Source organism: Microbacterium sp. bgisy207 (genome assembly GCF_057706855.1).
The window spans coordinates 83,191-107,951 of sequence record NZ_JBYIPB010000010.1 but is presented as its reverse complement, the minus strand read 5'-3'; the positions used below and the strand labels follow the sequence as shown (position 1 = coordinate 107,951).

General features: G+C 69.8%; 19 protein-coding genes. 4 read left to right on the top strand and 15 right to left on the bottom strand.

Annotation, left to right across the window (positions count from 1 at the left end):
- Positions 1-16 precede the first annotated feature (16 nt).
- The 5 genes from AC3ENO_RS11200 to AC3ENO_RS11180 all read right to left on the bottom strand — a co-directional run bounded on the left by AC3ENO_RS11200 (position 17) and on the right by AC3ENO_RS11180 (position 7,981).
- Entirely contained in the window at positions 17-451 is a 435-nt protein-coding gene (locus AC3ENO_RS11200) for a nitroreductase family deazaflavin-dependent oxidoreductase (protein ID WP_434970698.1), read from the bottom strand.
- A 129-nt stretch (positions 452-580) separates the two neighbouring features.
- Positions 581-1,483 carry a succinate--CoA ligase subunit alpha gene (sucD, locus tag AC3ENO_RS11195; protein WP_434970697.1) on the bottom strand — a complete coding sequence of 301 codons (903 nt, stop codon included), beginning with the start codon at positions 1,481-1,483 and terminating at the stop codon, positions 581-583.
- Positions 1,484-1,519: 36 nt separating this feature from the next.
- On the bottom strand, positions 1,520-2,683 hold the full coding sequence (gene sucC, locus AC3ENO_RS11190) for an ADP-forming succinate--CoA ligase subunit beta (RefSeq protein ID WP_434970696.1): 1,164 nt from the start codon (positions 2,681-2,683) through the stop codon (positions 1,520-1,522).
- Positions 2,684-2,813: 130 nt separating this feature from the next.
- Complete coding sequence (locus AC3ENO_RS11185; RefSeq protein ID WP_434970695.1) at positions 2,814-4,391, bottom strand: chitinase; 1,578 nt, start codon at positions 4,389-4,391, stop codon at positions 2,814-2,816.
- Positions 4,388-7,981 carry a glycosyltransferase family 2 protein gene (locus AC3ENO_RS11180; RefSeq protein WP_434970694.1) on the bottom strand — a complete coding sequence of 1,198 codons (3,594 nt, stop codon included), beginning with the start codon at positions 7,979-7,981 and terminating at the stop codon, positions 4,388-4,390. The genes AC3ENO_RS11185 and AC3ENO_RS11180 overlap by 4 nt, the downstream gene beginning before the upstream one ends.
- Before the next feature lie 209 nt (positions 7,982-8,190).
- Here AC3ENO_RS11180 and AC3ENO_RS11175 point away from each other — a divergent pair, with 209 nt between their 5' ends.
- Positions 8,191-8,868, top strand: a complete 678-nt coding sequence (locus tag AC3ENO_RS11175) for a TetR family transcriptional regulator (protein ID WP_434970693.1) — start codon at positions 8,191-8,193, stop codon at positions 8,866-8,868.
- Between the two features lie 61 nt (positions 8,869-8,929).
- Here AC3ENO_RS11175 and AC3ENO_RS11170 read toward each other — a convergent pair whose 3' ends face one another.
- Positions 8,930-9,415: a flavodoxin family protein gene (locus AC3ENO_RS11170; RefSeq protein ID WP_434970692.1), complete on the bottom strand. Its 486-nt coding sequence runs from the start codon at positions 9,413-9,415 to the stop codon at positions 8,930-8,932.
- A gap of 183 nt (positions 9,416-9,598) precedes the next feature.
- Between AC3ENO_RS11170 and AC3ENO_RS11165 the strand changes: the two genes are divergently transcribed.
- The 3 genes from AC3ENO_RS11165 to AC3ENO_RS11155 all read left to right on the top strand — a co-directional run bounded on the left by AC3ENO_RS11165 (position 9,599) and on the right by AC3ENO_RS11155 (position 13,409).
- Positions 9,599-11,065 carry a phytoene desaturase family protein gene (locus tag AC3ENO_RS11165; RefSeq protein WP_434970691.1) on the top strand — a complete coding sequence of 489 codons (1,467 nt, stop codon included), beginning with the start codon at positions 9,599-9,601 and terminating at the stop codon, positions 11,063-11,065.
- 95 nt (positions 11,066-11,160) lie between these two features.
- The gene (locus tag AC3ENO_RS11160) at positions 11,161-12,318 is read left to right on the top strand and encodes an AI-2E family transporter (RefSeq protein ID WP_434970690.1); all 1,158 of its coding nucleotides are present in this window, start codon (positions 11,161-11,163) and stop codon (positions 12,316-12,318) included.
- Positions 12,319-12,362: 44 nt separating this feature from the next.
- Positions 12,363-13,409 carry an ATP-dependent DNA ligase gene (locus AC3ENO_RS11155; protein WP_434970689.1) on the top strand — a complete coding sequence of 349 codons (1,047 nt, stop codon included), beginning with the start codon at positions 12,363-12,365 and terminating at the stop codon, positions 13,407-13,409.
- Between the two features lie 19 nt (positions 13,410-13,428).
- Here AC3ENO_RS11155 and AC3ENO_RS11150 read toward each other — a convergent pair whose 3' ends face one another.
- The 9 genes from AC3ENO_RS11150 to AC3ENO_RS11110 all read right to left on the bottom strand — a co-directional run bounded on the left by AC3ENO_RS11150 (position 13,429) and on the right by AC3ENO_RS11110 (position 24,738).
- A complete protein-coding gene (locus AC3ENO_RS11150) occupies positions 13,429-13,941 on the bottom strand; it encodes a nitroreductase family deazaflavin-dependent oxidoreductase (protein WP_434970688.1) in 513 nt (170 codons plus the stop codon).
- A complete protein-coding gene (gene ligD / locus AC3ENO_RS11145; protein WP_434970687.1) occupies positions 13,938-14,993 on the bottom strand; it encodes a non-homologous end-joining DNA ligase in 1,056 nt (351 codons plus the stop codon). Before ligD ends, AC3ENO_RS11150 begins: the two co-directional genes overlap by 4 nt.
- On the bottom strand, positions 14,983-16,014 hold the full coding sequence (locus tag AC3ENO_RS11140) for an SseB family protein (RefSeq protein WP_434970686.1): 1,032 nt from the start codon (positions 16,012-16,014) through the stop codon (positions 14,983-14,985). Before AC3ENO_RS11140 ends, ligD begins: the two co-directional genes overlap by 11 nt.
- A gap of 96 nt (positions 16,015-16,110) precedes the next feature.
- Positions 16,111-17,694 carry an aspartate:alanine exchanger family transporter gene (locus AC3ENO_RS11135; RefSeq protein ID WP_434970685.1) on the bottom strand — a complete coding sequence of 528 codons (1,584 nt, stop codon included), beginning with the start codon at positions 17,692-17,694 and terminating at the stop codon, positions 16,111-16,113.
- A 126-nt stretch (positions 17,695-17,820) separates the two neighbouring features.
- The gene (locus AC3ENO_RS11130; protein ID WP_434970684.1) at positions 17,821-20,217 is read right to left on the bottom strand and encodes an ATP-dependent helicase; all 2,397 of its coding nucleotides are present in this window, start codon (positions 20,215-20,217) and stop codon (positions 17,821-17,823) included.
- A gap of 73 nt (positions 20,218-20,290) precedes the next feature.
- Positions 20,291-21,379 (bottom strand): peptidase C39 family protein, encoded by a 1,089-nt coding sequence (locus AC3ENO_RS11125; RefSeq protein ID WP_434970683.1) that lies wholly within the window; start codon positions 21,377-21,379, stop codon positions 20,291-20,293.
- A 1-nt stretch (position 21,380) separates the two neighbouring features.
- The gene (locus tag AC3ENO_RS11120; protein ID WP_434970682.1) at positions 21,381-22,949 is read right to left on the bottom strand and encodes an ATP-binding cassette domain-containing protein; all 1,569 of its coding nucleotides are present in this window, start codon (positions 22,947-22,949) and stop codon (positions 21,381-21,383) included.
- On the bottom strand, positions 22,946-23,803 hold the full coding sequence (locus AC3ENO_RS11115; protein WP_434970681.1) for an ABC transporter permease: 858 nt from the start codon (positions 23,801-23,803) through the stop codon (positions 22,946-22,948). Before AC3ENO_RS11115 ends, AC3ENO_RS11120 begins: the two co-directional genes overlap by 4 nt.
- Positions 23,800-24,738, bottom strand: coding sequence for an ABC transporter permease (locus AC3ENO_RS11110; protein ID WP_434970680.1), 939 nt, complete (start codon positions 24,736-24,738; stop codon positions 23,800-23,802). Before AC3ENO_RS11110 ends, AC3ENO_RS11115 begins: the two co-directional genes overlap by 4 nt.
- Positions 24,739-24,761 lie beyond the last annotated feature (23 nt).

Sequence of the window (24,761 nt, the reverse complement as noted above, 5' to 3'; positions counted from 1 at the left end):
GGCGGGGAGGGGAGGCTCAGGCCGGGTCGAGCACGAAGACCGCGATACGCCGGTCGGTCTTCTTCTGGTACTCGTCGTAATCGGGCCAGACCTCGACCGCGCGCGCCCACCACAGCTCGCGCTCGTCGCCGTCGACCTCGCGCGCACGGTAGTCGCGCTTTGTGGCGCCATCCTGCAGTTCCACGGTGGGGTTCTTGCGCATGTTGCCGGCCCACTTCGGTTCGTCCGGCGCGCCGCCCTTCGATGCGATCACCGCGTAGCTGCCGTCGTGTTCGACGCGCATGAGCGCCGTCTTGCGAAGCCCCCCGGTCTTCGCGCCGAGCGTGGTCAGGACGATGACAGGCTTGCCGCGCAGCGTCGAGCCCTCGGCACCTCCGGTTGCCTCATAGGTCTCGGCCTGCGTGCGCGCCCACTCCGACGTCGACGGCTTGTACTCTCCAGTCAGCGGCATGGCATCAGGCTACCGCCCGGCTCCCCCGCCCGCACCCACACCTGTCCGCGAGGCACCACCCCTCATGCGAGACACCCTCCGTCGCGCGGTGCTTCGCGCGACGGAGGGTGTCTCGAGAGGAAGACGATGTCAGAGAGACTCGATGATCTCGCGCATCAGGGCCGCCGTCTCGGACGGCGTCTTGCCGACCTTGACGCCCGCGGCCTCGAGGGCTTCCTTCTTGGCCTGCGCCGTGCCCGCCGAGCCCGAGACGATGGCGCCGGCGTGGCCCATCGTCTTGCCCTCGGGAGCCGTGAAGCCCGCGACGTAGCCGACGACCGGCTTGGTCACGTTGGCCTTGATGAAGTCGGCGGCGCGCTCTTCGGCATCCCCACCGATCTCGCCGATCATGACGATCGCCTTGGTCTCGGGGTCGGCCTCGAACGCGGCGAGCGCGTCGATGTGCGTCGTGCCGATGATCGGGTCACCGCCGATGCCGATCGCAGTCGAGAAGCCGAGGTCACGCAGCTCGAACATCATCTGGTAGGTCAGGGTCCCCGACTTCGAGACGAGGCCGATCGGGCCCTTGCCGGTGATGTTGGCGGGCGTGATGCCCACGAGTGACTCGCCGGGCGTGATGATGCCGGGGCAGTTGGGGCCGATGATGCGGGTCGTGTTGCCCTTGCTCTTCGCGTACGCCCAGGCCTCGGCGGTGTCGCCGACCGGGACGCCCTCGGTGATGACCACGAGCAGCGGGATCTCGGCGTCGATGGCCTCGATCATCGCATCCTTCGTGAACGCGGCCGGGACGAACGCGATCGAGACGTCGGCGCCGGTCGCGGCCATCGCTTCGGCGACGGAGGCGAACACCGGGAGCTCGACGGGGTTGCCGTCCTTGTCGGTGTGGCTCACGGTCGTGCCGGCCTTGCGGGCGTTGACGCCCCCGACGACCTGCGTGCCGGCCTTGAGCATGAGGGCCGTGTGCTTGGTGCCTTCGCCGCCGGTGATGCCCTGGACGATGACCTTGGAGTCCTTGTTGAGGAAGATCGACATGTCTGTGAAGTCCTTCGGTTGAGTCCGGATGCCGGGTCAGACGTTCGCGAGCTCGGCAGCCTTGTCGGCGCCCTCGTCCATCGTCTCGGCCAGGGTCACGAGGGGGTGAGCGTACTCGCGCAGGATCGCGCGGCCCTCTTCGACGCGGTTGCCGTCCAGGCGCACCACGAGCGGCTTGGATGCGGTGTCGCCCAGGGTGTCCAGCGCCCCCTTGATGCCGTTGGCGACGGCGTCGCACGCCGTGATCCCGCCGAAGACGTTGACGAACACGCTCTTGACCTGCGGGTCGCCGAGGATGACATCCAGTCCCGCGGCCATGACGGCTGCGGATGCCCCGCCGCCGATGTCGAGGAAGTTCGCGGGCTTGACGCCGCCGTGGGCCTCACCGGCGTAGGCGACCACGTCGAGGGTCGACATCACGAGGCCCGCGCCGTTGCCGATGATGCCGACGGCGCCGTCGAGCTTGACGTAGTTGAGGTCGTTCGCCTTGGCCTTGGCCTCGAGCGGGTCGGCGGCAGCCTTGTCTTCGAGCTCTTCGTGCTCGGGGTGACGGAACCCGGCGTTCTCGTCGAGCGAGACCTTGCCATCGAGGGCGATGATCTCGCCGTCCTCGGTGCGCACGAGCGGGTTGACCTCGACGAGCGTCGCGTCCTCGCCGGTGTAGACGGCGAAAAGCTTGACGAACACGTCGGCGACCTTCGGGGCCAGCTCGGCGTCGAAGCCGGCGGCTGAGGCGATCTCGAGCGCCTTCTCGGGCGTGATCCCGGCGAGCGGGTCGACCTCGACGCGCGCGAGCGCCTCGGGCTTTTCGACGGCCAGCTGCTCGATCTCCATGCCGCCCTCGACCGAGCACAGGCTCAGGTACGAGCGGTTCGCACGGTCCAGCAGCACGGAGAAGTAGTACTCCTCCGCGATCTTGGCGCCGGCGGCGACCATGACGCGCCCCACGACATGTCCCTTGATGTCCAGGCCCAGGATCGCCTTCGCGGCCTCGTAGGCCTCGTCGGCGTTCTTCGCGACCTTGACGCCGCCGGCCTTGCCGCGGCCGCCGGTCTTGACCTGAGCCTTGACGACGACGACACCGCCGATCTTCTCGGCAGCCGCCCTCGCCTCCTCAGGGGTGTCGGCGATGATGCCGGGGAGCACCGGCACCTCGTACTTTTCGAATAGGTCTCGTGCCTGGTACTCGTACAGATCCACGCTGATGTCCTCCGCTGCGGCGTCGGGTGGGTGAGGGGTGTCTGATGTCTCGATGTCGAGAGAGTTCGACCAAGAAAGCAGCCTACTACCCGAGAAAGAACGGTTGAGACGCCGCCGTGATCGCGGGCGCTCAGCCGCCCGCGATCTGTTCGATCTGGGCGGCGGTGAGCGGAACCCACGGCGAGCCATCGGGATCGTCGGATGCCGCAGCAGGGCTGTCGCCCTGTGTCCACCACTTGGCTTCGAACGGCACGCCGTCATAGAGCACGCGGTCGCCCTCGCGGTACACCGCATCGCCGGACCAGTCGGGGTAGGTCCCCGGCGGCAGGGTCGGCACCGCGTAGGGCGTCTCACCCGGAAGCACGGGACCCACGAGATCCCAGGGACTCTCGGCGCCACTGACCATCGGGTCATCGGGAACATCCCCCCGGGTCCACCACTTCGCGGTGTAGACCATGCCGTGCCACACCACCTTCGAGCCCGCGAGATAACGGGTCTCGGGGTTCCAGATCGGGTACGGGCTCGAGGCGGGGTCATCCGTCGCCGACGCGCTGGGCAGCGGCACGGGCGTGTGGCTGCCGGATGTGCCCGTGTTCGTCAGGCCATCGCCGAGCACCACCGCGAAGCTCTCCTGGCCCTGATCGACGCCGCTGCAGAAGTTCGACACGATCCGCACATCGGCGTAGTTGTCCCCGCACGAGCGGTCCCGGTTCGCCGACCACATCGACACCCGTCCGAGCCCGGCCTCCCGGGCGAACTGGTTGAGCTGAGCGGCGTCGTCCATCGTGAAGACTTCGTCCACGATGTCGTTCTGGCCGATCATCGGTGTCGCGCCGATACGAGCCCAGGCCGCCGCCGAGCTGAGCGGCTCGTCCGTGTCCCGCAGCATCTCCACGAGTTGGTCGCGCACTCCCCGGATCGCGGAGATCGCGACATCCCCCATCGTCCGACCCCCGAGGTCGACGCCGTAGTCCATCGTCATGGCATTGATCCCACCGAGGCGCACACCGGCGTCGATCAGTTGTGCGGCCGCGGCCTCACCGGCGGCATCGAGGCCCTCGGGCGTCACCGGCAGAGTGACCCACACCGTGAGCGGATCGTCGGGGTCCCGCTCGTCCTGGAGCATGCGCAACGCCTCGGCTCGGCGCGCGCCGGTTGCGGCATCCGTGAGCGCCTCGCCTTCGATGTCCAGATCGATGAGCGTGAGGTCGTACCGGTCGATCACCGCCCGGTACGCGGCGGCGAGAGACTCGGCATCGGGACAGGCTGCCGCCAGCTCCGTGTTGTCCCGGCCGCCGAAGCTGACCACGACGTCGCCGCCCTGCTGACGCAGCCGCGCGATGCGACGGTCCAGATCGAGGTCGCGGGCAGCCTGATCGAGCGAGTAGGCCGCCCCCCACGAGGGTTCGCAGGTACTCTCGTCGGCCGCGACGACGAACCCGAGGACGACATCCTCGTCGGCAGCGGACGCGGGCGACTCGAACGCGTAGGCCGGGGTGAGGGTCGTGTCGACGTAGGCCGCGAACCAGGGCTGATTCGGGTCGATCACCACCCGGTCGGTAACCGTGTGGAATCCGAACCAGATCGCCACCCCGGCGGCGGCGGCGATGAGGATGCCGAGCATGACGCGCCACGGCGACAGGCGTTTGCCGGCGTGCGGACCCGTCGCTCTGCGCTCGTGGGCACTCGTCGCCGCCTTGTCGGTCACCACCCTCGACCTCTGCCGCGCACCGGGCGCGACACGGGAGCGCCGGGCGAGAGGGGAACCTCATTGCGCAGTGGCATCCGCCCCGGTGGCACACCTACCGGAACAGCGTCGGGGACGGCCCTCGCCGCGGCCGGGGTGGAGCCTGCAGGCCACTCCTCGGGCGCGGAGACGGCGTGCCAGTCTCCCGGCTGCGCTGCCTGATCGCCGACGGGCTCCCCCGCGTGGAAGAAGGGTTGCACCGTCTCGGCGGGCCACACCCGGTGTTGCGGGGAGACCGCCGGAGCGTGGGTCTGTTGCCACTGCGGCTGCGGATACTGCGGCTGCGGCGCGTGGTCGTACCAGACCGGAGTCGGCGAGGGCGCCGGGGCTCCGACGGGCGGCGCCGAATACTGCGGCGCCTGGCCCTGCCAGTGGTCAGCGACGGCGGGTGCGGCATCCTGCCAGCGCGAGGATGTGGGCGCGGGCGCTTCCGGGTAGCGCACCCCGGCGTGCGGCTCCGCAGTGGGCTGCGCGAAGACGTACTGCGGGGTCGCCGGGTACGCCACGGGATGAGCCTGGGGGAAGGGCGGTGAGCCGGCGGAGTGCGAGGCGCGAGGCGGCTCCTGGAGAACCGGCTGAGCCGGCGGATAGACCTGCACAGCACGGTCCGGCCGGTCGGCCGGAGTCCATGCGTCGGTGGCGATCTCGACGGGGTGCTCGGCGGCGTCGCCGAAGTCATCCCACTGCGCTGAGACGATGCGGCCGCCGGGTCCCGGCATCCACAGGTCGGGCACCAGCTCCATGCCGTAGGCGGGGGCGATCGCATAGGTGGGGCGGAACTGGTCGGCCTGCGTGATCGGTTCCGGCTCGGGAACGACGGTCTGGCGCTCGGCCTCAGCCGCCAGGACCTGCGGCTCAGGGACCCAGGTGTCGGAGGCCGCCGCGATGATCCGCGGCTCCGCCTCCACGGCCTGCGGCAGGAGTTCGGGATCCCCCTCGTGCTTCAGCCCGAGCACGGGCTCGGGGTCGAGGTGGGGCGCAGGGTCGAACACGGGCTCGGAGTCGAGGTGGGGCTCAGGGCCGACATCGAGGTCTACCTCCGGCTGCGGCTCGGCCATCGCGGGTGCCGTGTCGAGCCGGTCGACGAGCGTCTCCGCGTCGGGGGCCGCCGGGGCGGCTGCCGGCACCGCTTCGGGTTCCGGCTCAGCAGCCGCCTCGGCGTCGGCGACCTCGGGTGGGGTCGCCGTCACCGGATCGGGTTCCGGTGGATCGAGTGCCAGCGCCGCGGTCACCGCTGGCTGTTCGAGTGCAGCCAGTTCGAGCATCGGTGCGCGGGCGGGAACCGTGGGCGGAGGCAGATAGGCCGGAGCGGTCTCGCCCGGCGCGGGATGGCCGTGGTAGAGCGCCGCCCGCCAGTCGGGCTGGGTCTGCGGCGACCCGGCCTGCGCACGCCCAGGCTTCGTGGGCGTCGCATCCACCCACATCCAGTCAGTGAGGCCCAGCCAGGTGTCGGCGAGGGACTCGAGGATGCCGATGTTCTCGACGATGGCCCAGGCGGCGAGAGTCGCGTTGAACGCCGCGAACGCGGCGGTGCCCCAGTTCTCGTGGAGGATGTTCCACCACGCGGTGAAGACCGAGAAGATCACGATCGCGTAGGGAGCGACGACGTACAGCAGTTGCGTCGCCGTGCGGTTGCGTACCTTCGGCGTTCGGGCAAAGGGGATCTTCTTGCCCGTGAGCGCCTGCTCGATGGACTTGAGCACTCCGGCGAGGTTGACCGGCAGCAGGATCAGGTTGAAACCGTAGATCCGCAGGATGTCGATCGTGCGATAGCCCGAGTACCGCAGGTCGCTCGCCTGGGAGATGAAGTACGGCAGCGCCGCGAACACGACGAGCGGGCTGAGGAGTCTGCTGTCGAACGGATACGTCAGCAGCATGATCAGACCGAACGACGCCCACGCCAGCGACGCCATGTAGTTGGTGCGCAGCATCCACTCGGCGATCGTGATCGGCCGGTGCGACTTACGTCGCCGCTGGGCGTACTTCAGGAACTTCGGCATGATCAACAGGCCGCCGTTGGCCCACCGGCGCCGCTGCACGACGAGCGAACCGAAGTCGGGCGGGGTGGCGCTGTAGCTCAAGCGCTCGGGGTAGTTGACGAGGGTCCACCCCTGGTCGGCGAGGTCGATGCTCGACTCGGTGTCCTCGATGACGGTGCGGTCCTGCACGTAGCGCCGGACCTCGTAGCCGTTGACCATCTCGACCTGGACGATGTCCTCGAGCGCGCGCCGACGGATGACAGCGTTGGCCCCGACCCAGAAGGTCGCCTCGTGCGCCGACATCCCCTGGTGGAGGATGTGCTGGATGTCGGTCGTCGCGCCCGCCAGCCGCTCGATGCGCGTGGGGGCTCCGCGGAAGGACGAGTACGGCGTCTGTGTCACCGCGACGCGCTGGTTCTCCGGCTGCTCGAGGAAGTGGACCAGGCGCAGGCAGTAATCGCGCAGCAGCAGCGAGTCGGCGTCGAGCGTCAGGAGGTAGGGCGTGTCAGGGATGACGAGATCGGCCTCATCGCCGGGGCCGACCTTGACCAGCACCGTCCCTGCGTCGGTCGGATGAGCGTGGTAGCGCCCGCCGAGCAGGCCGATGTAGGCGTTCAGGTTCATCGCCTTGTTGGGCTCGTTCGACAGCGACGCATAGCGCTTGCGTTCGAAAGTGGTCGCCTCGACCGTGAAGATCCGCACCAGTCGGCGGTGAAGCTCGAGAAGTCGCTCACCGGTCGGTGCGGCATCGGCATCCACGGCGGCCTGCAACGCCACCGCCGTCGCATCCAGGTCATCGGCGAGCCCACCGACGACCTGGTCGATGAAGAAGGTGTCGACGTGATCCTCGTGGGGCCAGGCGTCGCCGAGGGCACGAAGCCACGCCACGGCAGCGACGTACTCATCGCGGAGCGTGTCGACGGCGTCCGGGGCGATCGTGCCGCCCAGGAGCCACTCGTTCTCGTAGGCCAGGAGGGCAGCCGTGAATCGCTCGCCGGGCTCGGCGAGAGCCGTCTCGATGTCTGAGGCGATCCGGCGCGTCTCCTCGAGTCGCTCGCGGACGGCCGGGTCCGTGGGAAACGGGCTGTCATCCAGGAGCAGCACGACCCGCAGCGACGGATACTCCTGAAGGGCCGCCGACCACATCGTCTTGCGTACGACGGCCGGCTCTTCGGCATACGACGGGATGAGCACCGTCAGCCCGTCCTGATGACCGTCGGCGAAGTGCCGGTCGAGCTCGCCTCGCGGAGCGCGGACGTGGTCGCGGAACCGCCGAAGTGCACCTTCGCGCGCGACCAGATACATGAGCGCGGAGAAAGTCAGGAACGTCACGACCGCCGCGTACAGGATGGCCTCGAGCGTTCGGAACACCCCCTCATTGGCGAACAGCTGGGGCAGGATCGTCACGACCATGTAACCGAGCCAGGCGGCGATCGTCGCGCCGATCGCGATCCGCGCCCACACCACTTTCGCGGCCGATGGGCGCGCGTGCACGGTCGAGAGCGGCTCACGCCGTTTCTCGGAACCCCACTGCGGCCGTCGTGTCGACGGCAGCGCTGTGCGTGTGCTCATCCGCGCTTCCATCCTTGTCCGCTGATCGGACGCCTCTCAAGCAAACGCGGCGCCGACGGATGCTGCGCACCCGAAGCGACCCCGCACGGCGACGCTACCGCCCGATACCGGAAAACCGGGTGTTCATGGGGTGATCCTGGGCGGAGCGGCCCCTTCCTTGAGGTAACGCTGAGACAAACTTGAGGTTCCCCCGGCGGTAGGCTCACGGCATGTCCGACACCTCAGCCGCCACACCGTCGTCGCGGAACGCGGTCGTCGCTGTCGCGCTCGATCTGTTCGACCGGAATGGCTTCGATGCGACATCCGTCGAGCAGATCGCGCAGGCGGCGGGGAGCTCGCGGTCCACCTTCTTCCGGCAGTTCGGCGGCAAGGACGACGTGGTGTTCGCCGACCACGAGGTGCTCCTCGCTCGGGTGCGCGAGTATCTGTCGCAGCCGCACGAGAACCCGTGGGCGGCGGTGTGCGATGCCGCCGTGACGGTGTTCGAGCACTTCGCTGCCGACCCCGACCTCGCGCGGCGCCGCTACTCGGTGGTGCGCAAGGTACCGGCGCTTCGCGAGCGCGAGATCGTCACAGTGTTCCGATACGAGCGGCTGTTCGATGAGTACCTGCGTCGCGCGTTGCCCGGGCTTGACCCGGTCGAGGCGGTCGGCTTCTCGGCGGCCATCGCGGCCGTCCACAACCATGTGCTCCGTCAGCTGCTCCGCGACACCGCACCCGTCCCCGTGTCGGTGCTGCGCCATGCGCTCGATGACGTCATGCGCAAGTTCGGCGTGCACCCCGACCCCGCGCACCCGGAGCACGACGAGGTCGTCGTGGCCGTGTTCCCCCGGCGGATGCCGCTGGCCGAGGTCACCCGCCGGATCGGCTCCACTCTCGAGGGCTGAGCGCGACTGCGCCGGCCGCGAGGGCGCGCACCGGCCGTGGCGACCCAGACTGCCGTGCGCGTCAGGACGCCCCGGCGATCTGCTGCCGGATCGCCCTCGCCCAGTCCCGGGCTCGGTCGAGCTCACCGGCGGCGAGGGGGCCTGCCTGCGCTGTCACCAGGAACTCCGCCGACCCGATCACGGTCGACCCGCGCCCACGCGCGCGGCGCACGGCCGCCCTCGTCGCCGATCCCGAGAACCGGCTGCTCTGGGTGCCGAACACGGCAACGGCTCCGGCGCGCTCCAGCGCTGCGGTTGCCAGCCACTCGCGCATTCCCGGGCCGCCCCGACCGCCGCTGCTGCGCGCCAGTGATCGGCTGAGCGCCGTCGACAGCGTGAACATATGCGTGGGTGCGCCGAGAACCACCACATCGGTGCCCGTGTCCACCTCCGGGCCGCCTTCCCACAGTGCGCGCGCGGCGACACCGAACTCGGCGGCGATCGCCTCCGCAAGGCGCTCGACGTTGCCGAACTGCGACTCGTAGACGACCTGTATCCGTGTGCTCATCGACTCAGCGGCGCTCTCGTGGATCCGGGCAACGGCGGGATCCGTCGCTCCCCCGGATTCTTCCCGGCCAGCACGTGAGCGGTCAACGCCGGCGATGCGACCCGCGCCACCGCGCTGAGCGCTACGGGCCCCGGATCCTGGCATGTCCGGGCCGGCGGGTGCCGAGACTGGCAGACTGGCGACATGGCGGCGCACGCAACCGTGGTCGGCAGCGGCCCGAACGGTCTGACCGCCGCGGCGACACTGGCCCGGGCGGGACTGCGCGTGCGCGTCCTGGAGGCAGCCGACGGGATCGGCGGCGGGGTGCGGACCGAGGCGCTGACACTGCCCGGATTCCGTCATGACGTGTGCTCGGCCGTCCATCCGGCGGCACTGGCGTCGCCCGTGTTCCGGGCGATGCGCCTGGACCAGCGCGTCTCGTGGCTGATTCCCGAGGCCTCGTACGCACACCCGCTCGACCACGGGCCGGCCGCGATCGCCTGGCGCGATGTCGACCGCGCCGCGCAGGACCTCGGCGTCGACGGCCGCGCCTGGCTGGCGATGACACGCCCTCTCGCGCGGCACATCGACGAGCTCACCGCCGTCACGAGCGACCAGCTGATCCGGATGCCGCAGCATCCGCTGACCGCGTTGCGCTACGGCATCCGAGTACTCGAGCAGGGCACCCGCCTCGGGTCGCAGAGCTTTCGCACACCCCGCGCCGCCGCCCTGATGGCCGGCGCGATGGCGCACGCCAACACGTGGATGCCGTCGCTGGCGTCGGCCGCGGCGGGCCTGCTGCTGGCGGCCCACGGGCACGCCGGCGGGTGGCCGGTCCCCCGCGGAGGTGCGCAGGCGATCGCGGATGCGCTGGCCGACGACATCCGTGCCCACGGCGGGGTCATCGAGACGGGGGTGCGCGTCACCGCCCTCGACGACCTGGACTGGGGCGATCCGCGCGCGGGCGACCTCCTCATCCTGGACACGTCGCCACGGCTGCTGCTCACGGCGTCCGGTCTTCCTGCCCGCTACGCCGGCGCGATCCGCCGCTACCGGTACGGGCCGGGCGTCATGAAGATCGATGTCGCCCTCGACGGGCCGGTCCCGTGGCGCGACCCCGAAGTCGGCCGTGCACCGACCGTGCACCTCGGCGGCACCCGGGAGGAGATCATCGCCGCCGAACGTGAGGTCCTCCGCCGCCGGATCCCGCGCAGACCGTTCGTGTTGGCCGTGCAGCCGTCGGTGATCGATCCGACGCGCGCTCCCGCCGGCAAGGCAGTGCTGTGGGCGTACACACACGTTCCGCTCGGTTCACCGGTGGATGCGACCGATGCCATCCTCGCCCAGATCGAGCGCTTCGCACCCGGTGTCCGGGACCGGATTCTGGCGCTGCATTCCTCGACCGCGGTGCAGCGGGCTCACCTCAACCCCGCGGAGATCGGAGGCGACATCTCCGGTGGCGCCTTCACGATCGCGCAAGCGGTCCGCCGTCCCGTGGTGTCACGGCATCCGTGGCGAACGCCGCTGCCGGGCGTGTACCTGGCCTCAGCCTCAACCCCGCCGGGGCCCGCCGTGCACGGGATGAGCGGCTGGCACGCGGCGCGCACCGCGCTCGGCGACGCGGCCGGAGTGCCGATCTCTCTCGGCGACCTGTTCGGCGAGCTCGACTGACCTCACGGCGCCCACGCCTGGGGGAAGGCGTTGCGGAAACCGCCTCCCCCGTCAAGCCGGTGCGCGCGCCCGGCAAACGCGGCTACGGTCGAGGAATGGGATTGTTCGGCATCGGCTCGCACAAGGACAGCAATAGCGCCCTCGCCGTCCCCGACGACGGCATCGTCCCGCCCAGCAAGATGTGGGGCGACAAGTTCGGGATGCTTGCGACCCGCGGCCTGCAGATCATCGTCGTGGTCGCGCTCGCGGTCGGGATCATCTGGGGGCTCCAGCAGATCACGCTCGTGGTGATCCCCGTCCTGCTCGCGCTGATCTTCGCGTCGGCGTTCGCCCCCGCCATGAGCTGGATGCGGCGCCGCGGCGTTCCGTCCATCCTTGCGACCCTCATCGCGCTGCTGGCGATCGTGCTGCTGCTCGGCGGGGTCGGCTGGCTCATCGTCTGGGCGGTCCGAGACCAGTGGGACATGCTCTACAGTCAGGCAGAGGCCGGCGCCCAGCAGCTGTGGCAGTGGGTGCAGACGCTGCCGTTCGGGATCGATCAGGAACAGATCGACCAGTGGATCGCCTCCCTCCAGGACTTCATCACGAGCGCACAGTTCGGCACCGGTGCCATCGCGGGGGTGAGCGTCGTCGCCAACTTCGCGACCGGCTTCGTGCTGATGGTCGTGGTGCTCTTCTTCTTCCTCAAGGACGGACCGCGGATGTGGGAGTTCCTCCTGCGTCCCTTCCGCGGCTCCGCCGAAGCCCGGGCGCGCCGCATCGGCGACAAGACCGTCTCGACCCTCGGCGCCTACGTGCGAGGCACGGCATCGGTCGCCCTCGTCGACGCGATCGGCATCGGCATCGGCCTATGGATCCTGCAGGTCCCGCTCGCCCTACCGCTTGCCGTCCTGGTCTTTCTTCTCGCCTTCATCCCGATCGTCGGTGCGACGATCGCCGGCATCCTCGCCGCCCTCGTCGCGCTCGTGGCCAACGGGTGGGTCAACGCGCTGTTCGTCGTCGGGGTGGTCGTGGCGGTCAACCAGCTGGAGGGCAACTTCCTGCAACCGGTGCTGATGGGCCGCTCCATGAAGCTGCACTCGTTCGTCATCCTGATCGCTCTGACCGTGGGCACCGTGCTCGGCGGCATCGTCGGCGCCGTGTTGGCTGTGCCGATCACGGCCGTCGCCTGGGGCATCGTGCAGGTGTGGGACGGTCCGGACCTGCCGGCCCGGTGGGCTCGGCGCAAGAGGACCGAGCCGGCGCCGTCCTGACCTGGGGGCTGGACAGTCGCCCGGCGAGACAGGATGCTGACCCCATGCCCTACGCCATCCCCGAGCCGATGCTCGCGAAGTCCGTCGATCGCATCCCGGAGCCGGGCGCGAGCGCGGGCGGCCTGAGCTTCGAGCCGAAGTGGGACGGTTTCCGCGCCCTCGTGTCGTGGGACGGCACGGATCTCGAGATCGGCAGCCGCGGTTCGAAACCCCTCACGCGATACTTCCCCGAGTTGGTCGAGGCGTTCTCCCTGCTGCTCCCGGAGCCGTGCCTCCTCGATGGCGAGATCGTGATCGCGCTGGGCGAGCCCGGCGCCCAGCGCCTCGACTGGGACGCGCTGACCGCGCGCATCCACCCTGCCGCGTCGCGGGTACGGATGCTCAGCGAGCAGACGCCCGCGATGTTCATCGCCTTCGACATCCTTGCCCGCGGCGACCGCGACCTGGCAGCCGAGCCGTTCTCCGCTCGGCGCGCCGAGCTGGTCGACCTGCTGCGCAGCGTGCCGCATCCGGTGCACCTCACGCGCACGACCTCCGACCCGCACCTTGCGAACCGTTGGCTCGAGGAGTTCGAGGGCGCCGGCCTCGACGGAGTGGTGGCGAAGCCCCTCGCGCAGCCGTACGCGCCGGGCACGCGCGCGATGTTCAAGATCAAGCACGCGCGCACGGCGGATGTCGTCGCGCTCGGCTACCGCATCCACAAGAGCGGCCAAGGGGTCGGATCGCTTCTTGTGGGCCTCTACACCGACGACGGTCAGCTCGTTCAGGTCGGTGGTGTCGCGGCCTGGTCGAACGCGCGTCGGCTCGCGCTCGTCGAGGAGCTGGCGCCCCTGGTCGAGCGCGACGAGTCCGGTGCGGCGATCACGGGCGAGGGCGAGCGGTCCCGCTTCGCGTCGGGGAAGGACGTGTCGTTCGTGCAGCTGCGGCCCGAGCGGGTGCTCGAGGTGCGTTACGACCAGCTCGAGAAGTGGCGCTTTCGGCACACCGTCCAGTTCCTGCGGTGGCGGCCCGACCGCGATCCCCGCTCCTGCACGTATGAGCAGCTCGAGTCGGTGCGTGCGTACGACGTGGGAGCGGTGCTCGAGAGGTGACCGTCGGCTGCCGGTCGGATCAGCGCGGCGGCGGGGTGAACTCGATCACGGGGACGGAGGCATCGCCACCCGCGAGCTCGTCCATCGCAGCCTTCAGGTGCTCCCACGCATCGGGATGGACCCGCGCGTAGCGCGCCAACACGGCGGCAGCCTCCTCGTCGGGGAGGATGCGCGCGACCGCGGGCACAGCCTTCGCTCGGCCGACCCAGAGGCGTGCGGCGGGGTGGGCGGAGAGGTTTCGGAACCACTGCGCCTTCGGTCCGTGTCCGGAGGCCACCCGAATCGCGTTCGTCTCGCGCTCGATGACCTCGACGACGACGTACCGTGGCTCCCCGCTCGTGCGGCCGATGTGCTCGATGAGCATGAGGCGACCTCCGAAGACCCAGCCCAGTCCCGCCCGGAAGAGCGGAATGGGCGCACGCACGATCCACCGGCTGCGCAGCGCACGTGCGATCCACTGGTCGATCGTCGCCGCCTCGGTCCGCCCGGCGGTCTGGTCGGCGCGGGATTCACCTGCGGTCGATGCGGTCACGAGTCCCCCTCGGTCTCGGGATGGTCGGTCGGGTCGGGCGTGCGCGCCCGGCTGGGTTGGACCCGCGGGGGCTCGCCGGGCATCTTGGGGAACTCGGGCGGGAAGGGCAACTCTCCGAGGCCGTCCGCGAGGTCTCGCTCCCACCACTGCAGCAGCGTGTCGATCCTGCCGGGCGACGCGCCGAACTCCGCCCAGGGGTCGCCGATGTCGGCGAGGCGCTGCGGCACGGTGCGCACCGTGAACGATGCCGGATCGACGGAGGCCAGCTCGTCCCACGTGATGGGGGTGGCAACGGTCGCCGTCGGTAATGCCCGAGGGCTGTACGCGCCCGCCATCGTGCGGTCGCGATTTGCCTGGTTGAAGTCGATGAACACCCGCTGCCCGCGCTCTTCCTTCCACCAGTTGGTCGTGACGCGCTCCGGCATCCGTCGCTCCAGCTCGCGGCCGGCGGCGATCACCGCATGCCGGACATCCAGGAACTCCCACTCCGGCTCGATCGGACAGAACAGGTGGATGCCGCGATTCCCGCTCGTCTTGATCCACGCCTCCAGCCCCGCCTCGGCGAGGACGTCCCGCAGCGCGGGGGCCACCGCGGCGGCGTCGGCGAAGTCGGTGCCCGGCTGCGGGTCGAGGTCGATGCGCAGTTCGACGGGGTTGTCGGTGTTCGCGGTCCGCGAAGCCCACGGGTGGAACACGACGGTGTTCATCTGCGCGGCCCACACGACGGCGGCGGGCTCGGTGAGGACGATCTGCGGATGCCGCCGCCCGCTGTTGTAAGTCACGGTGACGGTGTCGACGAAGGGCGGCGCACCCTTGGGCGGGTTCTTGGAGAAGAACATCTCCCCCTCGACCGAATCGGGGTAACGCTCGAGCGAGACCGGCCGATCGCCGTTGGCCGCGAGGAAGGGGACGGCGACCGCCAGGAGGTACTCGGCCAGCTCGCGTTTGGTGATCCCGACGGCGGGCCACAGGACGCGATCGGGACTGGACAGGCCGACCTCCCGGTCTCCGTCCGGACCGGGTATCTCGAGGATGATCCGGTCAGTCGCCATCGCTGGGCGTCTCGACCATGAGCGGAGCGAGCTGATCACGATCGAGTCGGATCCACGGCCCTGCGGGATCGATGAGGATGCCGGCCAGGCCAGGGTCCGCGCGCAACGCGGCTCCCAGCTGTGCGCCGGTCACGGAGGCGGGGCGATCGCCGCGCCCGAGCGCGGCGATCTCGATGGGATGGGTGAACACTTCGATGAGACGGTCACCATCGGCAGTGCGGGCCTCGGCGACACCGACCTGATCCGAACCCTCGGGCTTGTTGACCGCGATCCACAGGCGCGAGGACGGGATGGCCGCGACGACCTCATCGGGCGTGGAGTCGGTGCGGCGGGCCGCGAGCAGCTTCTTGACGCGGAACTCCGGATCGGCCTGCTCCATCATCTGGGCGATGAGGTCGCGGGAGAGCAGCGCTCGCGCGGGGGCGGACGCCGGGTCGACGATGAGTCCGGCATACGTGCCGGACAGAAGGAATCGCAGGACCGCCTGCGCCGGCTGTGCCATCGCCGAGGTGTCGGTGGCACCGTCGGCGGCAAGGCTCGCCCGCAGCGCGTTCACTCCGCTGTAGGCGAGAACGTACTGGTTCTCACCGATCGTCGTGATGGCGAGGGGGATGTTCTCGCCCTCGGCGAGCATCCGCTTGGCGTCGCCTTTGACACGCAGATAGAGGTGCCCTTGCAGCAGCTGGCGCGCCACCTGGAGCAGCTGGGCCGGTTCCGGCCGCTCGGGGAGCGCCGCGAGGGCGGCCACAAGCGGACCGTTGTCCTGCGGCGTGGGGCGCGCGGCACTGTCGGCCTCGCCTGCCGTCGGCGCCGGAGGCGCGGTGTCCTGTGCTCCGCTGCCGGGCGCCGGTGCCGGCGCGCCGAGGCCTTGGAAGGACGACATCGAGATTCCGACGACAGCGTCGAAGTCCGGTTCCTCTGCCGACGCGTCCGAGGCCGGGGCATCCGTGGCCGGGCCCTCTGGGGCGACCTCAGGCGTCTCGGCAGGCTTTTCTGCGGGGCGTCGAGAGAACAGAGCCATGCTTCGAGGCTACAGACGTCGGACGCCGATCGGGACCAGGGTTGTCACAGTTCGGGAAACGCGGTAGGCGCGGAGGCCGCCCGCGGCCGCTCCGCGTCACAACAGCGTGAGGAGCTGGGCGAGCAAGATCTTCACGACCAGCGCTGTCGGATAGACGAGGCTGTAGCCGAGGGCGACACGGACGTCGTGGCCGGTCCGCTCCTGGGCGAAGGCGAGGATGGCGGTATTGGTCTGCGCTCCGGCGATGACACCCGACAGCTTGGTTCCCCCCAGATGCAGGATGTGTCGCACCAGCAGGTAGGTGCCGAACATCGCGAAGGATGTCACGACCAACCCGATTGCGACGAGAGCGACGATCTCTCCCGACGCGATCGCCTGGAGGATCTGCGACCCCGCCTTCGAGCCGGCGTAGGCGAGGAAGATCAGCAGGCCGAGCTCGCCCAGAGCCGTCGCTGCGGCGTTGGGGATGGTCGTCACGAAGCGACCGATCCGCCCGATCCTGCCCATCACCAGGCCGACGATGAGCGCGCCGGCAGCCGCACCGAGCGACAGGTGGGATCCGCCCGGCAGCGGCACCTCGATGAGCCCGAGCAACATGCCTGCCGCGATGCCCAGGCCCAGCGCCACGGGGTTGAGGTCGGCCATGCCCCGCTCGGAGTCGCCCAGAAAGGCCGTGACCGCGGGCAGCTGATCGCGCGGAGCGACGACCCGCAACCTGTCGCCCTGGTGCAGCACGAAGTCGGGGGTGCCGAGGAACTCGACATCCCCGCGCCGCACCCGCACGATCGTCGCGCCGAATCGTTCGGCGACACCGAGTTGCGCGATCGTGCGCCCCGACCACCGCGAGTCCGACAGGATGATGCGCCGATAGTCGAGTCGGCTGCGATCGTGGGTGATGTTCAGCGTCGACGGATGCCCCAACTGGTCGGTGACGGCGGCGACGACCCGCTCGGGACCGACGATGTTGATGATCGACCCCTTCTCCAGGACCGTGTCGGGACCGACGACGATCACCTCACCGTCGGGGCGACGCAAGCGCGAGACCAGCACGCGGCCACCGTGCCGGCGGGTGAGGTCGGTCATCGTCGGATTGCTGTCGGTGTCGATTCGCACCACGAGATCGACAATGCGCGGCGGCGCGTCGGTGTCGGTGCGGCTGTGGCGCAGTGCGAGCACGACGGCTCCCATCGCGCCCACGACGCCGAAGATATAGGTGCTCGCGTATCCGACAGTGGCGGCGGGACTGCCCCCGGTGGCCGCGAGAGCGGGGGTGCTCGTCACCGACCCCGCGTAGGCGCCGGCGATCGTTTCCGGCGACAGATCCAGCATCCACCCGAGCCACAGCGTCAGGGCGGCGGCGGCGATCATGATGGCCGAGACCAGCAGCAGCATCCAGTAGGAGGTGCGGAGCGCGTTCACGAAACCCGGCCCGGCGATCACGCCGATGCTGAAGGCGAACAGCACCAGTCCGAAGTCCCCGACGTATGCGGGCACCTCGATCACGACGCCCTGGGACACTCCCCAGGCCGTGAGCGCGATCATCGTGAAGAGCACGGCGACGGCACCCAGCGACATCCCCCACAGCCGGATGCGGCCGATCGCCGCGCCGATGCCGGTGACCAGGAACAGCACGAGCACCGGATGCTCGGACAAGAGCGTCAGAAACGGCGCGAGGGTCATGGGCCTCCTTTGTCGAGCGGGCCTGACCGTCTCCGCGGCCCTGGGCGTCCGTGCACCCTCGCTCGCGCCATCACGGCGATCGTACGCGCAGACGACCCTGATGCTCAGGGGCGAAGGTCCCGCACTCTACGCGTCGAGCTTCTCGATGGGAGCGATCTTGATGAGGAGTTTCTTTGCGCCCGCCGAGTCGAAGCGCACGTGCGCCACACGCTTGGCGCCCTCGCCGGTCACGGCATCCACACGTCCCTCGCCGAAATCATCGTGACGGATGCGGTCGCCCGGCGCGAGCACCATGTCGCCGTTGTCGCGCACCTTCGCGGGAACACGGTTGGCGAACTTCTCGATCGACGTCGATCGGGGCACGAGCGCATCACCGTAGCGTCCCGCGCCGCCCGCACCGGTCGACGAACCGAATCCGCCGCGCGGACGCGCGTTGAGGGCGCGGGACTGGGATCCGCCGCGCGAATTCACGTCGCCCGGAGACTGCCGCCAGTCGATGAGCGTCGCGGGGATCTCCTGCAGGAAGCGGCTGGGCATCGCCACGGAGACCTCGCCGAACTGCGCCCGAGTCATCGCGAGGGTGAGATACAGGCGCGAGCGGGCGCGGGTGACGCCGACGTAGAACAGGCGACGCTCCTCTTGCGGCCCGCCCGGCTCTCCTGCCGAGATGCGGTGGGGAATGAGGTCCTCTTCGACGCCCGTGATGAACACGGTGTCGTACTCGAGGCCCTTCGCGGTGTGCATCGTCATGAGCGAGACGGACCCACTCGCGTCCTCGAGGTCGTCGGCATCCGAAACCAGCGCGACCTCGGTGAGGAAGTCGACCACCGTGCCTTCGGGATTGTTGCGCGCGAACTCGCGGGCCACGGCGACGAGCTCGTCGAGGTTCTCGATGCGCGCCTCGTCCTGCGGGTCGCGGGAGGCGCGCAGGGCGTCGAGGTAGCCGGACTTGTTCAGCAGCAGCTGCAACCCCTCGGCGACGGTGGTCGGAGGTGCCAGCTCCCCGGATGCCGGCAGCATGAGCTCGCCGGCCTCGGCCAGAACGGCATCCAGCTGGGCGATCGCCGCCTGGATCTTCGGACCCACCCCCAACGCCGAGGCGTTCGCGAGCGCATCGCGGAAGGTGATCTGCTCGTCGGCGGCGTACCGGGCGATCGCCGTCTCGGTCACGTCGCCGATGCCGCGACGGGGCTTGTTCAGGATGCGGCGGACGGCCATCTCGTCGGCAGGATTGGCCACGGCGACCAGGTAGGCGAGGGCGTCCTTGATCTCGGCGCGCTCGTAGAACTTCGTGCCGCCCATGATCTTGTACGGCACCGCCGAGCGGATGAAGATCTCTTCGAGCGCGCGGGACTGGGAGTTGGTGCGGTAGAACACGGCCATCTGGCTGTACTCCACGCCCGTGCGGCGCAGCGCCTCGATCTCATCGGCGACGAACTGGGCTTCGTCGTGCTGCGAGTAGCCGGTGAACCCGACGATCTGCTCCCCCGCCCCGACGTCGGTCCACAGCTTCTTGTCTTTCCGGTCGAAGTTGTGGCCGATGACGGCGTTCGCCGCAGAAAGGATGTTCTGCGTGGACCGGTAGTTCTGCTCGAGCAGCACGACCTTGGCGCCGGGGAAATCGCGCTCGAACTCGCTGATGTTGCGGATGTCGGCGCCGCGGAACGCGTAGATCGACTGGTCGGAGTCGCCGACGACGGTGAGCGAGGCGCCGTCGAGCTCGGGCGCCTGATCGGGCTCGAAGATCATCATCCCGCCGACCGAGTACGGCTCGGCCGCCGCCCCCGTAACGGGACGGGTGAGCTCGTGGATGAGCGCGTACTGCGCGTGGTTGGTGTCCTGGTACTCGTCGACGAGGATGTGCCGGAACCGGCGCCGGTACACGTCGGCGACCTGCGGGAAGGCGCGGAACAGGTACACCGTCTGGGCGATCAGGTCGTCGAAGTCGAACGCATTGGCCCGCTGCAGCGCCCGCTGGTAGTCACCGAAGATCTCGACGAAGAGGCGCTCGGCGGGGTCGTTCATGTTCGCCTGGCGGGCGTAGGACTCGGCATCCGCGAGCTCGTTCTTGAGCTTGGAGATGCGGCTTTGCACCCCCGCGGGGGTCAGGCCGAACGCATCGGCCTCGTGCTCTTTGACGAGCCGCTTGATGAGCGCGCGGGAGTCGCCGGAGTCGTAGATCGTGAACGCCTTCGTGAACCCGAACTGCTCGGCCTCACGCCGCAGGATGCGCACACACGCGGAGTGGAAGGTCGAGATCCACATCCCCTTCGCGTGCTCCCCCACGAGCTGACCGACACGCTCGCGCATCTCGCCGGCTGCCTTGTTGGTGAAGGTGATCGCGAGGATCTGGCTCGGCCAGGCCTCCCGGGAGCGCAGCAGCGAGGCGATTCGGTGCGTGAGCACACGCGTCTTGCCTGAGCCTGCGCCCGCGACGATCAGCAGCGCCTGCCCACGGTAGAGCACCGCTTCGCGCTGCGGCGGATTGAGGCCGGTCAGCAGCTCGTCGTCCACCGCATCCATAACCCCCCAAGTCTATTGGCGGCCTCCGACATTCACGCCGGGCGGTGCGAGCCTCGGGCAGGATCCCCGCCGGTCAGCGCGCCGAAAGGAAGATGACGCCGCGGTAACCGTCCGGGCCCCAGGCGACCAGACGCTCGAGATCGTCGACGTGGATCGGCAGTTCGTGCGTATCGACCCAGGTCTCTCCGGTCTCACGGTTCACCCACGGATCCTCGACGACGACGTACGGTCCGGCGGCGGCGTGGGCCACGATCCAGTGCGGCCCGGGGTCCGCGTGCATCGGGGCTTCGTCGATGAGAAGCAGTGCCTGTTCACCGGCAGCGACCCGGGTAGCGACCTCTGACATCGGGACCCGGGCACCGTCGATCGGGATGCCGAGATCTGCTGCGCGCTTGCGGGACTCCCGCTGCAATTCAGCGCGGAAGTCGTGATCGAAGCCGCTGAAGTCCTCCAGCAGCACCGGGCCGGGGTGGTCCAACGCCACCTGCACGGCACCGCCGGCGCCCAGATGCTCCTGCACCGTCACGGCCAAGCCGATCGGCTCGCACGCGGGGTAGTTGCTCGCACGCCGCCAGAAGTCGATCTCGAGTTCACGATCAGGTTCGGTCTCCCCCGCGAAGCCGGGGCGACCGAAGCGTTCGGCGGCGATCAGCCCCGCCACCGCGCCGCACGTGAACAGCGTCGTCTGGCCGTAATACCCCGGCTCCTTGTGCGCGATCGGAACCAGCCAGCGCACCAGGCCCTGCGTCACCTCCGTGCCGACGGCGCCCCAGGGCGCACGCATCCGCGCGAAACCGTGGTCGGCAGCGCTCGCGGGCGCCGTGGCGCCCTCGGGAAGCTCCCACTTCACCGCCGCGTCACCGCGCTCACGTGCCCGGGCCAGCACGCCCTCGACGAGGCGGTCGGCAGCGCCGTCCGGCGCATCCGGTGACACCCACAGATCGACGATCTTCGTCGCCGCGGTCGCGGGGCGCCCGGAGGTCAAGACTGCCGCGAGGATGCGGTCGCCGTCGGCGAGCGCCTCCACCGCCGGCCGGTAGCCGTCCCGCCCGATGCGCCAGCGCGCGGCACGTTCCGTCCCGAGGGCATCGGCCACTCCGGCGGCCAAGACCGCGGCGACGCCGGCGGCGCCCTCCGCGAGAGTCGGTTCGATCGCTTGCACGTCAGTCCTCTCTGTCGCCGGCACGCACCGACGTGTTCTCACGGTGCGCGGCAGCAACCAGCATCCGGGTGTATTCGTGGTGTGGGTCGGTGAGCACGCGGTCGCAGGGTCCGGACTCGATGACCCGGCCATCCCACAGCACCGTGACCGTGTCGGCGAGCAGCCGCACGACGGCCAGGTCGTGGGAGATGAACAGCAGTGAGATCCCGAGCTCGTCACGCAACCGCGTGAGCAGCGCCAGGATCTGCGCCTGGACCGAGACGTCGAGCGCCGACACCGACTCGTCGCAGATGAGCAGTCTCGGGCGGGGAGCCAGCGCCCGGGCGATGGCGACGCGCTGACGCTGTCCACCCGAAAGCTCGGCGGGGCGTTTCGCGGCAAAACCGGCGGGCAGGCCGACGGTCTCGAGCAGCTGCGCCACATCGGATGCCGGGCGTCGCGCCACCGTGAGCGCCTCCCGCAGGATCGCCCCGATCGACATCATGGGGTTCAGCGACGAATACGGATCCTGGAACACGATCTGCATCTGCGCGGGCGTGCGCGACCGGCGACCCGGGGCGAGCGTGTCGCCGTCGAACGAGATCGTGCCGGCGTCTTCGCGCTCGAGCCCCGCGATACAGCGCGCGAGGGTCGACTTGCCGGAACCCGACTCGCCGACGACCCCGACGATCTCGCCCTCGCCGATGCGCAGATCGACCCCGTCCAGGACGGTCCGCTCGCCGAAGTGCTTGGTCACACCCCGCGCCAGCACGAGGGTCGCCGTCTGCGCCTCCTCGGGCACCACCGTCTCCCGGGGTGGCGCGAGCACGGGGTCGGCGTCGATGAGCGCCCGGGTGTACGGATGCTGAGGCGCCGACAGCACGGTGTTCGTTGCGCCGCGCTCCACGATGACGCCGTGCTGCATGACCAGAACGTCGTCGCTGCGGCCGCGCACCAGCCCGAGGTCGTGGGAGATGAGGATCACCGAGAGATCGCGGCGCGCCTGCACCGCGCGCAGCAGGTCCAGGATCTCCGCTTGGTTGGAGGCATCCAGCGCGGTCGTCGGCTCATCGGCGATGAGCAGTCTCGGATCCGCGGCCAGAGCCGCAGCGATCGCGACGCGCTGCCGCATCCCGCCCGACAGCTGGTGCGGATACGAACGAGCCACACGCTCGGGCAGCTTCACCTCCGCCAGCCGTGCGGCGACCGCCCTGGCCACCTCGGCGGGCGGCATCCGGCGGTCGGATGCTGCTCGCAGCGTCCATGCGATCTGGTCGCCGCATCGGTGAACCGGAGACAGGCTCGTGAACGGGTCCTGCAGCAGCAGCGCCACCGTGCCACCGCGCACCGAGACCCACGCCGACGGCGGGGCATCGAGCGGGATGGTGGTGTCTGCCACCACGGCGGTGCCGCCGGCCCGGAATCCGCGCGGCAACAGACCGATGAGGCTCTTCGCGCTCAACGTCTTTCCCGAACCCGACTCGCCGATGATCGCAAGGGTGCGCCCGGCAGCGATCGTCGCGTCGAACGGCTCGACCACGACGCCCTGGGGGCCGCGGACTGTCAGTCCCTGGATCTGCACGCCGCTCATGCGTCCTCCCCCACCTGCGACAGACGCTGCCCCAGCCAGTCGCCGACCAGGTTCATCGCGCACGCGACGAGGATGATGAGCGTGGCCGGCACCATGACAGCAGCGGGGTTGTCGAACATGATCGCCCGGTTGTCGGTGAGCTGGCGTCCCCAGTCGGCAGTCCCGGGCGGGACGCCGACTCCGAGGAACGACAGTGATGAGAACGCGACGATCGCGAACGCGACGTTGAGCATCGCGTTCGTGATGACGAGCGTGGAGACGTTCGGGAGGATGTGGCGGAACATGACCCGCCACCGGGAGAGCGAGAGCATCTGCGCGGCCTCGATGTAGGGGCGGGCGGACTGCTCGAGCACGCCGGCGCGGACGATGCGGATGTCCGACGGTGAGAACAGCGCGATCAGGAGCAGGACGGTCACCCAGTACCCGCCGCCGAACACACCCGCCACGACGATGGCCGCCAGCAGCACGGGAAGGGCCAGGAGCAGATCGGTCCAGCGGCTGATGAGGAAGTCGAGCCATCCGCGCTGGTAGCCGGCGAGGGTGCCCAGCAGGATGCCGAGCAGCATCGACCCGACCGCAACGCACACCGGTCCGATCAGCGCCGAGGCCGTCCCCGCGACCGTCATCGCGAACACGTCGCGCCCGAGCTCGTCGGTGCCCAGCAGGTGGCCGTCGGTGCCGGGGGGCAGCAGCGCCGACAGGATGTCCTGACGCATCGCATCCGGAAAGACCAGCGGACCGAGCACAGCCGCAAGGACCGCCAGCACGATGACGCCGATGGAGAGCAGGATGAGAATCGGCATCCGTCGTCGACGCCTCATGGGCGCCGTCATCAGCTCGATCGCCGCGGTCATGCGGGAACCCCCCGTTCACGGACCCTCGGATCGAGCAGGATGTAGGCGATGTCGGCCAGCAGCGCGATCACCGCGATGACGATCGCCACCAGCAGCGTCAGCGACTGAACGACCGCGATGTCTTTGAACAGCACGGAATCCTGAAGCAGCGTTCCCAGGCCCGGCAGCGCGAACGTCGTCTCGGCCAGCACCGTCCCGCCGACCAGGAAGGTGAGCACGAGGCTCGCACCGGTCACGATCGGAATCGCCGCGTTGCGCAGCGCGATCCGCTGCACGAGTGACTCGGAGAGCCCGCGCGCGCGGGCGGAGGTCACGTAGTCGGTCTCGAGCTCGCGCAGCATCGCGGTCCTCGTGAGTTTCAGGATGATCGCCCCCAGACCGAGCGCAAGTGTGATGGCGGGCAGGATCAGGTGCCAGAGAGTGTCGAGCCCGCCCGACCCCGCTCCGTAGACGGGAAAGAGCGGCAGGTAGTAGGCGAAGACGTACAGCAGCAGGAGACCCACCGCGAAGGTCGGGGCGCTCAGGCCGACGACGGCCAGCGCGCTCGCGACGCGGTCAGACGGGCCCCCCGCCCGCACGGCGCTGCGCACACCGAGCGGGATCGCGACGACCAGGGCGAGCACGAAGGCGATGCCGCACAGCAGCGCGGTCAGCCCGACCCGCGACCCGATCGCGTCGGCGACCGAGGTCTGCAACCGGATCGACTCTCCGAGGTCGCCCGTGAGGAAGCCGCCGAGCCATCGCAGATACTGCACCGGCAGCGGGTCGTCGAGGTGGTATTGGGCACGGATGGCCGCGACCGCCTCCGGCGAGGTCGGCCGGTTCCCGAGCAGATTCTTGACGATGTCGCCGGGCGCCAGGTACATCAGCGAGAAGACGATGACCGAAAGCACCAGCAACACCCCGAGCATGCCGAGCACGCGCACTGCGAGCATCCGGCCCAAGGGCCGCGATCGCG

Excerpts from the sequence above, each read along its gene's own strand:
- AC3ENO_RS11200 (WP_434970698.1), bottom strand. The coding sequence starts at position 451 with ATGCCGCTGACTGGAGAGTACAAGCCGTCGACGTCGGAGTGGGCGCGC.
- sucD (WP_434970697.1), bottom strand. The coding sequence starts at position 1,483 with ATGTCGATCTTCCTCAACAAGGACTCCAAGGTCATCGTCCAGGGCATC.
- AC3ENO_RS11180 (WP_434970694.1), bottom strand. The coding sequence starts at position 7,981 with ATGAGCACACGCACAGCGCTGCCGTCGACACGACGGCCGCAGTGGGGT.
- AC3ENO_RS11175 (WP_434970693.1), top strand. The coding sequence starts at position 8,191 with ATGTCCGACACCTCAGCCGCCACACCGTCGTCGCGGAACGCGGTCGTC.
- AC3ENO_RS11170 (WP_434970692.1), bottom strand. The coding sequence starts at position 9,415 with ATGAGCACACGGATACAGGTCGTCTACGAGTCGCAGTTCGGCAACGTC.
- AC3ENO_RS11165 (WP_434970691.1), top strand. The coding sequence starts at position 9,599 with ATGGCGGCGCACGCAACCGTGGTCGGCAGCGGCCCGAACGGTCTGACC.
- AC3ENO_RS11160 (WP_434970690.1), top strand. The coding sequence starts at position 11,161 with ATGGGATTGTTCGGCATCGGCTCGCACAAGGACAGCAATAGCGCCCTC.
- AC3ENO_RS11155 (WP_434970689.1), top strand. The coding sequence starts at position 12,363 with ATGCCCTACGCCATCCCCGAGCCGATGCTCGCGAAGTCCGTCGATCGC.
- ligD (WP_434970687.1), bottom strand. The coding sequence starts at position 14,993 with ATGGCGACTGACCGGATCATCCTCGAGATACCCGGTCCGGACGGAGAC.
- AC3ENO_RS11140 (WP_434970686.1), bottom strand. The coding sequence starts at position 16,014 with ATGGCTCTGTTCTCTCGACGCCCCGCAGAAAAGCCTGCCGAGACGCCT.
- AC3ENO_RS11135 (WP_434970685.1), bottom strand. The coding sequence starts at position 17,694 with ATGACCCTCGCGCCGTTTCTGACGCTCTTGTCCGAGCATCCGGTGCTC.
- AC3ENO_RS11130 (WP_434970684.1), bottom strand. The coding sequence starts at position 20,217 with ATGGATGCGGTGGACGACGAGCTGCTGACCGGCCTCAATCCGCCGCAG.
- AC3ENO_RS11120 (WP_434970682.1), bottom strand. The coding sequence starts at position 22,949 with ATGAGCGGCGTGCAGATCCAGGGACTGACAGTCCGCGGCCCCCAGGGC.
- AC3ENO_RS11115 (WP_434970681.1), bottom strand. The coding sequence starts at position 23,803 with ATGACCGCGGCGATCGAGCTGATGACGGCGCCCATGAGGCGTCGACGA.
- AC3ENO_RS11110 (WP_434970680.1), bottom strand. The coding sequence starts at position 24,738 with ATGCTCGCAGTGCGCGTGCTCGGCATGCTCGGGGTGTTGCTGGTGCTT.